This window comes from Dactylosporangium sp. NPDC051484 (assembly GCF_040689395.1).
Classification (GTDB): Bacteria; Actinomycetota; Actinomycetes; order Mycobacteriales; family Micromonosporaceae; genus Dactylosporangium.
Genome location: NZ_JBFAZX010000067.1, coordinates 1 through 10,797 on the forward strand (window position 1 = coordinate 1; position 10,797 = coordinate 10,797).

Here is a 10,797-nt window from a genome sequence, read left to right on the forward strand (position 1 = left end):
CCAGAACCACCCAGACCTATACCATCCACGCCAGCATCACGATCTTCGAACAAGGACTTGCCGCCCGCCCACGACGCTAAACGCAACGGCGTTGACATCAGCATCACCCGGGCCAGAAACTTGCCTTCCACCACGCCATCGTCACCGGGCTAGGCAGCGGATTAGCTGGAACGCTCTGGGCAGGGACGCTTCGGTGACATAGAGGTTGGCCGGGTCTTGCTCAAGAGTCCTCGCCGGCGTCGTGAACCTCCCGCCGCCACGCGTGACCCAGGTGGATCCGGCTCACCTCACTCCCTGCAACGCCGACGTGGAGTGGCCAAGCTTCGTCCACCACGCGCCGGACGGCGTCTCCGGGCTGGCCGCCCCCGGCGAGGCATCAAGGCCGGCTTCGCCGCTCCGGACCGCCGCGCGATCCCGACGAGGTCCTTCCGCGGACCGGATCCAACGGCTGCGCCGCTACGCGCAGCACTGGTTGCCGGTGTCGACTCCGGTGCGGCCGACCTCGCACCCGAACGAGCACACCCACCGCAGACGTCATCGGCCGGATCGGGCCGATCGTCGTGGCGGCCGTCGTCTTCGGCCACGAGCTCACGTTCACGCCCGCGATCAGCGAACTCACGACCGACCTGGCCTTGGTCCGACCACCGGCCGCCCGCCTGGTTCGCGCTGGCACGCTGAGCCGGGCCGCCGACGGTCCGGGCCGCCGGTCTGGGTGCGGTGGCGTCACGGCTTCGGGCTGTCGCTCAGGGCTTGGATCAGGCTCGTCATCGCCGGTTCGGCCAAGGCGCCCTCCCGCACGGCCGCGTGGATGGGCCGGATCGGCTCCGGGCGGCGGACCCGGCGCACCACGACGCCCGGGTGGCGGCCGCCCAGCCCCGTGCGGGGAATGAGGCTCACGCCCAGACCGGCGGCGACGAAGCCCTGCGCGGTGGTGTAGTCCTCGCTCTCGACGACGAAGTTGGGGCTGAACCCCGCAGCGGCGCAGGCGTCGAACAGGATCTGCAGGCACGGGCCGGCCGGCCACTCGCTGCCGATCCAGGCCTCGTCGGCGAGGTCGGCCAGGTCCAGCACGCGCTTGCCGGCGAGCCGGTGTCCGCGTGGCAGCACGGCCTGGTACGGGTCGTCGAGCAGGTGCACCAGCCGGATGCCGTCGTTGGTCCGCTGCCGGGGCCGGACCACGATCGCGAGGTCGGCGCGGCCCTGTTCGACGTCGGCCAGGGAGTCGTCGCCCTCGACGAGGCGCAGGTGGACCTGGACGCCGGGGTGCTCGTGCCGGAGCCTGGCCAGGGCCGGCGGGACAAGCGCGGCACCCGCCGTGGCGAACGACCGGATGACGAGCCGCCCGGTCCGCCCGGCGCGCAGGTCGGCCAGGGCGGTCTCGGCCTCGGCCACCTGCCGGCTGATGAGGGCCGCGTGCTCGACCAGCAGGCGGCCCGCCGCCGTGGGCTGCACGCCACGGCCGGCCCGTTGCAGCAGCGCCACCCCGGCCTGCTTCTCCAGCGCGGCGATCTGCTGGCTCACCGCCGAGGGGGTGTAGCCGAGGTTGGTCGCCGCGGCCGTCATCGACCCGCTGGCCACCACGGCATGCAGCACCTGCAGACGCCGAACATCAAGCATGCAGCTCAGCTTAACGGTGCGTGCAGAACTTTTCACTTGTGCTGTCACGTCGCCTCGGGGCATGGTCGGCATGCTGGTGGTTCCTGGCGGAGGGGGGGGGTGCGGCGGTGGTCGGCGCGACGCGAGGCGTCTGGGTCCGCATGGGCATCCTTGCGCTGCTGTGGGGATCAGGCTTCCTCTGGATCAAGATCGCCCTGACCGGCCTCGCCCCGGTGCAGATCACGTTTGTCCGCTGCGTGCTCGGCTCCGCGGTCCTGCTGGTCCTGGCGCGCACCGCCGGTCAGCGGTTGCCCCGCGGCGCGGCCACCTGGGGGCGCCTGATCGTCGCCGCGCTCTTCTGCAACGCCCTGCCGTTCGCGCTGTTCGCGATCGGTGAGCAGACCGCGGCCTCCGGCCTGGCCGGCGTGCTGAACGCGACGACCGCCCTGTGGTCGCTGGTGGTGGGCATCGCCATCGGCACCGACCGCACGTTCGAACCGGTGCGGCTGGGCGGCCTGGCGCTCGGCTTCGCGGGAGTGGTGCTCATCTTCGCGCCGTGGCACGAGCACCGGCTGCCCGGCTGGGGCGCCTTCGCACTGCTCGGCGCGGCGGCGAGCTATGCGGTCGCCTTCGCCTACATGGGCCGCAAGCTCGTGGGGCGCGGCACCGAGCCGCTCGCCCTCTCCGCAGCCCAGCTCCTGGCCGCGACCGGGCTCAGCGCGCTGGCGCTGCCGTTCGGCGGGTTCACGGCCGCCCGGGTCGACGCCGTGGCGATCGGTGCGGTCGTCGTCCTCGGCATCGTCTGCACGGGCATCACCTTTTTCCTGCACTACCGCCTCATCGCCGACGTCGGCGCCACGAGCGCGTCGACGGTCGGTTACCTGCTGCCGGTGGTGTCGGTGGCGCTGGGCGCGGTGGTGCTCGGCGAAGCCCTGGGACTGCGCCATTGCCGGTGCGGCCGATTTCCCGTGCGTGTTCGCACCGCAGGCGTTCCACCGCGACGAGCTGCTGTTCGGCATCGCGGACGTCGCAGCCGACGACCGGGCACTGGTCCGGTTGATGGATCTGGCGACGGCGGCGATCTGGGACAACCCTGATCAGCGGGAAGACGATCATCCGCGTTCGTCCGTGAGGACTCGGGGACGCGATCGTCGGGCGGTAGGTCGGCACAACCAGGCTGGCATTCCCTACCGGTACTCCATCAACCTGCACGTCGTCTGCCGTGGTGGCGCGGCGGATCGACTGGCGGGTCAGGATACCGAACCAGGTCTCGATCTGGTTGATCCAGCCCGACCCGACCGGGGTGAAATAGAAGATGACCTGCGGATTCTCCTCCAGCCAGGCCATCACCCGCGTTTTCCTCCAGCCAGGCCATCACCCGCGCTATAGCGTGGGACGCATCGCAGTTCAACCAACACGAACAGGAGACCGCTTAACCAAGACGAACAGGAGACCGCGATGTCCGAGTCCTATTCCCTCCCCACTGAACCCGAAGGCGTCATCCCGTCGCTGATTGAGCGATTTAATTCCGGCAAGGTCAGCGAGATGATGACCTTGTACGAAGGAGCCGTGCTCGTCGCGGACGACGGGCGGACCGTGACTGATCGCGCCGAGGTCGCTGCCGAACTCGAGCGCGATCTCAGCCTCGGCCTGCCGCTGGCGGCCAAGGCGCGCCATGTGTTCGTTGCCGGCGATATCGCCGAGATCGTGGTGGACTGGGCAATTGATGGCACAAGTCCCGACGGCAGGCACGTGCACGTCGCAGGCACGGCAAGCGATGTCGCGCGCCGCGGCGCGGATGGGCGCTGGCGGTACCTGATCGACAATCGTCTTGGGACGGCGGTACGACAGCCCGCCTGACACGTGTGCGCCACGGCAATTCTCGGGGAACGGAGGATGCGCCATGAGGACTATCGAGCTGTACCCCGATGACGTTTACAACCAGCGGACGATCCGCCAGGGCCACCCATCTGACTGGGTCAACCGCGAAGGTGGTGACTACGACCTGGTGGTGCTCGGCGGCGGACCGGCCGGCCTCACCGCCGCCACGACTGCCGCCGGAGGCGGGCACCGCGTCGCTATGACCGAGCAGCGACTGACCGGGGGCACCTGCGTCAACTTCGGCTGCACGCCGAGCAAAGCGCTGATTCGCTGCGCACGCGCGGTACACGAAGCGAGCCGCGGGGCCGAGTTCGGCTTTCGGCTCGACGCCCCACCCCAAACTGATTTCGGCTCCGTCATGGATCGCGTCCGCAAAATGCGTTCCCTCAGCAGCTCAGGCGATGCGGTCGCGGTGGCCGAGCAAGCGGGGGCGGAGGTCTACCTCGGGCACACGCGCTTCACCGCGCCGAATGCCGTGGAGGTCGAGGGCCGGCTACTGCAATTTCGGACAGCCGTGATCGCCACCGGATCAGACCCCGTGGTGCCCCCCATCGAGGGACTGCGGACCGGCGAGTACCTGACCAACGAGACCGTCTTCTCACTGACCGAACTGCCAGCCAGGCTGGTCGTCATCGGCAGCGGTCCGATGGGATGCGAGCTGGCCCAGGCCTTCCGCCGTCTCGGCAGCGAGGTGGACCTGGTCAGCCACCCCAGGACCCTGCTGCCCCATGATGAGCAGGAGGCCAGTGAGCTGATCCGTCGCCGGTTCGAGCAGGAGGGGATAAGGCTCCATCTGGGGTTCATGGCAGTACGGGCGGGCGCCGGCCGTTTGCTGGCGCAGGGCACCGACGGGACGCGCGAGCTGCCCTATGATGCGCTGCTGCTCGGCACCGGCCGCAAGGCGAACGTGGAGCACCTGGACCTGGACGCGGCAGGGGTACACGTCGCCAGGGACGGCGTGGAGGTAGACGAATACCTGTGCACCAGCAACCCCAACATCTATGCCATTGGCGATGCAACCTTCCCGCAGAAGTTCACACACGCGGCCAATGCGACAGCGCGGCTCTGTATCGCGAACGCGCTGGACGGAGCGCATCGCCCGGTACGAGAGCTCGTCATTCCCCACTGCACCTACACCGACCCCGAGGTGGCCGAGGTGGGCCTAACCTCGGCCCTTCGTTAAGGGCCTCCCGCATAGTGGATCAATAGGGAACAGGTGCCTTCTGAACTGGGAAGATAGGACTTGCTGAGGGTCGTATCCATCCCGACGGAAGGCACCTGCAGGGTGAAGGCTACCGGAACGCGTCCGAAGATCGTGGTGAGTGCCGACGGGCGTGGCGTGGTCGGTCATGCCGGCGCGCGGCTTCTGGCCGACGTGGCCGAGGTGACCGGGCTGACCAGCGCGTGTGGTGACGCCCTCGCGGGCCTGCGGCAGCGGCGTGGTGTGCACGATCCGGGCCGGGTCGCGGTGGATATCGCGGTGATGCTCGCCGACGGTGGCGAGGCGATCTCGGATCTGGCCGTGCTGCGCGATCAGACGCAACTGTTCGGGCCGGTCGCATCGGACCCGACCGCGTGGCGGCTGCTGTCCGATATGGACAGTGCGGTCCTCAGCCGGCTGCATGCCGCTCGCGCGCAGGCGCGGGAACTGGCCTGGGCGCAGCGGGCCGAGACCCGCGGCGGCCTGCCCCGGGTGACCGCGGCCGGCCTGCCCGTCCCGGGTCTGGTCCTCGACCTGGACGCCTCGATCGTGATCTGCCACTCGGAGAAGGAGTCCGCGGCCCCGACCTGGAAGCACACGTTCGGGTTCCATCCGTTGTTCTGCTTCCTGGACAACACCCGCGAGGCCCTCGCGGGGATGCTGCGGGAAGGCCGGGCCGGGTCGAACACCACCGCGGACCACATCACCGTCCTCGACGACTCCCTGAACCAGATCCCCGACACGCACCGGCACGGCACCCCGATCCTGATCCGCTCCGACTCGGCCGGCTGCACCCACGGCCTGCTCGCCCACATCCGCGACCTGCGCACGCGCGGCCTGGACACCCGCTTCTCCGTCGGTGTCGCGATCACCGAACCGATCCGCCAGGCGATCCTTTCCGCCAAACAGCACAGCGAGTGGGTGCCCGCCCTCGACGGCAACGGCGAACCCCGCGACGGCGCCGAGATCTGCGAACTGACCGGCCTGGCACCCGATGACGGGTTCCCGGCCGGAACCCGGTTCATCGTGCGCCGCGAACGGCCGCACCCCGGCGCGCAGCTGTCGCTGTTCGACACCATCGAAGGCATGCGCCACCAGGTCCTCGCCACCGACACCCCACCCGGCGCCACAGCCGGTGGAGGTTCGATCCAGTACCTCGAAGCCCGCCACCACGGCCACGCCCGCGTCGAAGACCGCATCCGCACCGGCAAGGACACCGGCTTCGGACGGTTCCCGTCCCGCGTCTTCGCGATCAACGCCGCCTGGCTGCAACTCGCCCTCACCGCCATCGACCTGCTCGCCTGGACCCAGATGCTGCTGCTGGACGACGACCTCGCCGCCGCCGAACCCAAGAAGCTGCGCTACCGGCTGCTGCACGTCGCCGCCCGCATCACCCGCACCGCCCGCCAAACCCGGCTGCGTATCGCCGAACACTGGCCCTGGGCGCGACGCTTGTGGCGGCGCACGCCGGTGAGATGATCAGCGAGCTTACGCTGGCAATCACGAACCAGATGTCGCTGGAGGCGCTGGCCAACACGGTTCACTGCTACCCGACGCAGGCCCAGGTCTTCCAGCAGATCGCACTGCAGCACGCCAGACCCCAGAGCTAGCTGTTCAGCTTGGGCGACGGCCTGTTGAACAACGAACGTTCAGGATCGCTAGTGCCGGATCACACCTTCGCATTCACACGCACTCAATCGGCGGACTTCCACGAAAAATCCAGGCTTGACTGACGCCAAACGGACCAGGAGCGACCGCATGGAACGGGAAATCATCCGGGTCGAACCCATCGACAGCAATTTCGAGAAGTGGGGCGCGCCGGTGTCAACCTGTACCCGGGCCGGCAACATGGTGTTCGTCTCGGGCATGCCGCCTTTCGATCCCGACACCGGGGAAATCCTCCCGAACGCGCTGTTCGAACACCAGGTCGAGCTCATCCTCACCCAGATTAAGAAGGCGCTCGAGGCCGCCGGCTCGGACCTCGAGCATGTGCTGAAGTGCAACGTAATGTGCATCTCGGCCGAGCACTTCAACGCTTTCAACGAGGTCTACAAGCGCTTTTTTCCGAACAACCCGCCTGCCCGCATCTTCTTCTGCGTGCCGGAGTGGACGGGCCCCTTCGACGTCGAGGTCGACTGTATCGCCGTCACGAAGGACTGAGGGCGTCGGCCGCCGGGCAGCGCGGCGAGCGCTGAGCGCAGACGGGCCACGGCGGAGTCGCTGAAGCTCCGCGTCTTCAAGGGAAGCGTGCCCTGCCTCGCAGTGAGGTGTCGTGGCCGTGACTGCCGCGTCGGCGTCTCGGTCGCATAAAGCGCCGCTGCGACCTGGCGACGGGGGGCAGTATCGAGTCCGGCTGGCCGAGCAAGACGTCCTGAGCGCCACGCCGGCGGCAGAGAACCCCGGCATCCCTGACGGATAATCCGTCGGATGCCTAGCTAGGCTCTCGCGCAGCGATCTTGGCGCCCGCCTTTGGCACCCTTCTGTGTCAAGCGGCCACGGCGGCCGCCTTACGGGTCGGTGTCGTAGGCTGGGTTCTGGCGGGTCCGGGGAGTGACTTGTCCGAAGAGCTGGTGTGGGGATGTGAGCCGGCCGCGCTGGAGTTGGAGACGTTTCCCGGTGTCCTCCGGGCCCGTCCCCGTACTGGTGGCTTTGGTCGCGACGAGGTCGTCGAGCATGGTGCGGTAGACGATGTCGGAGAGTCTGCGCTTGAGGCAGCGCATGGCTTCGTTCGGGGTTTTCCCTTCGGCGACCTTGCGGTCGAAGTACGCCCTGCCTTCGGTGGCATTGCGGAGTTGGACGACGGCCATCATGTGCAGCGTCCGGTTGATCTGACGGTTGCCGGCGCGGGAGAGCCGGTGCCGGACGTTGTCGCCGGAGGATGCGTCGATGGGCGCGGTCCCGGTCCAGGACGCGAAGTGGCCCCTGGTCGGGAACCGGGTGATGTCACCGACCTCGACCAGCAGCCGCGCCGCCCCGGATGGGCCGATGCCGTGCAGGTCCAGCAGTCCGGTTGCGGTGGCCTTGACCAGCTCGACGAGTTCCTTGTTCGCCGCCTTCTTCCTGGCATAGAGCCGTTCGAGGTCGCGGACCATCTCCAGCGCGACCCGCTTGCGAGTCTTCCCTGCGCCATCCTTCGGCCGGACGGTCGCGAGCAGTTGCCGGGCCTGCGCGGCCGACAGGTCCTTCTTCGCCCCGCCTGGAATCAGCTCGAGGAGCAGCACGTGCAGCTGGCAGACGATCCGGGTGTGGTCTTCACCGATCCGGCGGCGCCGGTCCACCAGCAGCCGCAGCACCTCGAGCGTCTCGTCGTTGACGACCTGACGCAGGCCGGCCATGCCGACCCCGACCAGAGCGATGGAATGGGCGTCGGTGTCATCGGTCTTGCGGCCCTGCCCCGTGGCGTAGACCCGCATCCGCGCCGGCAGCTTGGCCGGCACGTCCACCACCGTCTCACCGGCGTCCAGCAGTCGCAGCACCAGGTGCTTGCCGATGCCCTCACACCCCTCCACCGCCCATACCCGCTGCGGCCACCGCGCGGCGGCGGCGAGCATCGCCTCGAACCCCGCCCGGTCGGTCCTGTACCGGCCCTTGCCGAGTACGGTTTCGTCATCGGCCATCGCCTCGATCGTGGCCCACCCGCTTGTGCGGGTCCATCCCGATCACCATACGGCTGCACGTGCTCATGCCCTCTTCTGCCTTCCGTTGATGGATTGGTTGGCGCAGGAGGGCACCGCTTCTACCAGCAGAGCGTTCCCTTCTTCAGCCTCTCCCGCACGGCGGCGGCCGGGGCAGCGCATGCCAAATGGGAGTCACACGACGCACGTGGACAGCCGCGAAAGAGCGACCACCCCGACCACCTCAACCGAGCCTCGGCCAAGACCCGATCTGCGGTCAATGAAACTAGAAGCCGATGTCAGTGCGTCTGGGCGCGGTCCTGGACATCACCGTCCACCGATCCAGCTCATGTCCGGCCATGGTCCGAACTCAAACTCCTCGATGATCCGGATCAGCGTGGGCATTGCCTGCTCGTCGCCGGGTCCGTCGTCGAGTCGGGCGAACACCTCGACGCCGTCGGGCAGGGTCAGGAAGAGTTGTTTCATCTCGGGCACCTGCCAGCCGCTCCACTCGCGGATGCGGATCGGCGTGGTGGCGAACGTGTTTTCCAGCCGCATCGCGGCGCTGGTCCCCATCCTGATGAGGAGCTGCCGTCCGCCGGGGCCGCTCATCGCCACCTCCTGGGTCCAGTTCGTGTCCTCGAACCCGTGGTTCAGCCGCCACGGCACGGTGGCGAGGTCCGGCGGCAGCCAGCCGAAACGGGGGCCGACCCAGGTGACTTCCGGATCCGGCCGCACTGAACGCGCGACCCGCAGGGCCAAGTCCTGTTGGGCGTCCGCGACGTCATCGGTGTGTACGCTCATCAACAGCTGCGGTTGGCCGGGCGGCTGCCAGGTGAGGTACGTGCCGGGGGTCTGATCGCCGACCTGGACGAGCCGACCGGGTACGCCATTGACGTCGACGGTTGTCGGCCGACCGCTCGGCCGGCCGGGATCGAGCGACGGGTGCCAGCCGATCAGCAGCGAGATCGCCTGGTTCGCGGTGCCTGGCTGCCAGTCCCGCGAGAGGACGGGGGCCTGTGTCCCGTCCACGATGACGGTGCGTTTGCCCTCGCCGTAGCTGCGGGGCAGCCATGCCGGACGGAAGCGCAGGGGAACCTCTAGCCAGCCGCCCCCGGGTCCGGCATGAAGTACCGGGAACCTCGATGCGGGGGGTTGGGTGAGACGCCACACTCCGGTCGCCGCGACACCGGTGGCGGCCGCGACCGTACCGGCGCCGGCGAGCCGCAGGATCAGCCGGCGCTGGCGGTGCCGCCGCGCGCGGATGGTCAGCGAGGCGCGGATCCGGTCCGATGGCGGGGCCTCGTCGGCGAGGGCGGCGAAGGCGCTTCGGATGGCGTCGGTGTCGATCATCAGTCCTCCCGTACCGGCTGCAACGCGGCGATCTCGCGCAGCTTGGCCAGCGCACGCGACGCTTGACTGCGTACTGTCCCCTCGGTGCAGCCCAGCAGCGCGGCGATGTCGCCGTCGGTCATGTCCTCGTAGAAGCGCAGAGCGATCACGAGGCGCTGACGGACCGGGAGGGTACGGATCACCTGCAAGATCGCCTCGCGCCGCACGACCACGTCGACGCCATCCTGGGCCGGCGCCGGCCATTGGACCCGTTCTCGGCGGAGGGCGGCAGCGACCCGGCGGCGGGCTGACAGCAGCTCATTCACGATCATCTTGCGCAGGTACGCGTCCGGCACGTCCAGCTCGCTGATCCGCGCCCACCTCGGCTGCGCTTTGATCAGTACGTCCTGGACGACGTCCTCAGCCACGTGCGGATCGCCGGCCAGCACCGTCGCCTGCCGCAGCAGCGCGGGCAACCGCGCCGCCACGTACTCCTCGAATATCAACCGGCCCTCCCTGCTCCCCCCTAACACGAAGCTGCGGGCCGGTCGTGTTGCACGACAGGACGGACTCGTTCCGCCCACGGCCGACCGGGACTCGGCTCACCCACCCGCGCTGCGCCGCGTCCCCCACGCATACCCGGACTGGAGGCTGCCAAGTTGAGTGCAGGGGATTGCCCGAACAATGGCGTTGCCTTCAGTTGGCGACGCCGATATTTGCCGGCGTGGAGATTGTAACTCGCGCCGATCGGCCCGAGCTGCACGAGGCGGCGGCCGTCGTGTTCCGCGAACGCTGGCCAGAGTTCGTTTTCCACGACGATGTGCCGAATCGTTACATGGGCCGGGTCGAGGAGTACTTCGCGCGATACGACGTCATGGTGCTCGATGGGGGTTTGGTCGTCGCCGGCGGTTGGGGAGTGCCGATGGCCTGGGATGGCAGCGCCGACGACCTGCCCTCGGGCTACGACGACGCGTTGATCCGTGCGGTGGACGGCCGCGAAGCCGGCATCGAGCCCACGAGCCTGAGCTTCATGGCGGTTGCCGTGGGCGCATCGCATGACAGGCGCGGTATGGCCGGTGGGAGTTGCCCCCTGATCTTGGACACTTGAACCTGGGATGTTGATGGTCCCGGGAGATCAGGAGTCCTGGAACACGATGGTGAACAAGCACTACC

The 10,797-nt window shown here is 68.7% G+C and carries 11 protein-coding genes; 7 read left to right on the forward strand and 4 right to left on the reverse strand.

The features are described 5' to 3' along the window. Window positions 1–723: 723 nt before the first annotated feature. Window positions 724–1,617, reverse strand: a complete 894-nt coding sequence (locus AB0367_RS38100; RefSeq protein WP_366231393.1) for a LysR substrate-binding domain-containing protein — start codon at window positions 1,615–1,617, stop codon at window positions 724–726. Between the two features lie 140 nt (window positions 1,618–1,757). On the opposite strand from AB0367_RS38100, the gene AB0367_RS38105 reads away from it, so the two are divergent. The 6 genes from AB0367_RS38105 (at window position 1,758) to AB0367_RS38130 (ending at window position 6,838) form a co-directional block, all read left to right on the forward strand. Further along, window positions 1,758–2,693 carry a DMT family transporter gene (locus AB0367_RS38105; protein ID WP_366231394.1) on the forward strand — a complete coding sequence of 312 codons (936 nt, stop codon included), beginning with the start codon at window positions 1,758–1,760 and terminating at the stop codon, window positions 2,691–2,693. Window positions 2,694–3,054: 361 nt separating this feature from the next. Next, window positions 3,055–3,456: a DUF4440 domain-containing protein gene (locus tag AB0367_RS38110; RefSeq protein WP_366231395.1), complete on the forward strand. Its 402-nt coding sequence runs from the start codon at window positions 3,055–3,057 to the stop codon at window positions 3,454–3,456. A gap of 43 nt (window positions 3,457–3,499) precedes the next feature. Beyond that, entirely contained in the window at window positions 3,500–4,660 is a 1,161-nt protein-coding gene (locus AB0367_RS38115) for an FAD-dependent oxidoreductase (RefSeq protein ID WP_366231396.1), read from the forward strand. Window positions 4,661–4,738: 78 nt separating this feature from the next. Then, the gene (locus AB0367_RS38120; RefSeq protein WP_366231402.1) at window positions 4,739–6,157 is read left to right on the forward strand and encodes an IS1380 family transposase; all 1,419 of its coding nucleotides are present in this window, start codon (window positions 4,739–4,741) and stop codon (window positions 6,155–6,157) included. Beyond that, window positions 6,154–6,288, forward strand: coding sequence for a hypothetical protein (locus AB0367_RS38125; RefSeq protein ID WP_366231397.1), 135 nt, complete (start codon window positions 6,154–6,156; stop codon window positions 6,286–6,288). Before AB0367_RS38120 ends, AB0367_RS38125 begins: the two co-directional genes overlap by 4 nt. Window positions 6,289–6,436: 148 nt before the next feature. Continuing rightward, entirely contained in the window at window positions 6,437–6,838 is a 402-nt protein-coding gene (locus tag AB0367_RS38130; RefSeq protein ID WP_350558368.1) for a RidA family protein, read from the forward strand. A 347-nt stretch (window positions 6,839–7,185) separates the two neighbouring features. Here the strand turns inward: AB0367_RS38130 and AB0367_RS38135 are convergent, their stop codons facing one another. From AB0367_RS38135 to AB0367_RS38145, 3 genes are all read right to left on the reverse strand, one after another. Next, entirely contained in the window at window positions 7,186–8,295 is a 1,110-nt protein-coding gene (locus AB0367_RS38135; RefSeq protein ID WP_366231398.1) for an IS110 family transposase, read from the reverse strand. Window positions 8,296–8,619: 324 nt separating this feature from the next. Then, on the reverse strand, window positions 8,620–9,645 hold the full coding sequence (locus AB0367_RS38140) for a hypothetical protein (RefSeq protein ID WP_366231399.1): 1,026 nt from the start codon (window positions 9,643–9,645) through the stop codon (window positions 8,620–8,622). Next, the gene (locus AB0367_RS38145) at window positions 9,645–10,112 is read right to left on the reverse strand and encodes a SigE family RNA polymerase sigma factor (RefSeq protein WP_366231400.1); all 468 of its coding nucleotides are present in this window, start codon (window positions 10,110–10,112) and stop codon (window positions 9,645–9,647) included. The genes AB0367_RS38140 and AB0367_RS38145 overlap by 1 nt, the downstream gene beginning before the upstream one ends. Before the next feature lie 236 nt (window positions 10,113–10,348). Here AB0367_RS38145 and AB0367_RS38150 point away from each other — a divergent pair, with 236 nt between their 5' ends. Then, a complete protein-coding gene (locus AB0367_RS38150; protein ID WP_366231401.1) occupies window positions 10,349–10,732 on the forward strand; it encodes a hypothetical protein in 384 nt (127 codons plus the stop codon). Window positions 10,733–10,797: the final 65 nt, after the last annotated feature.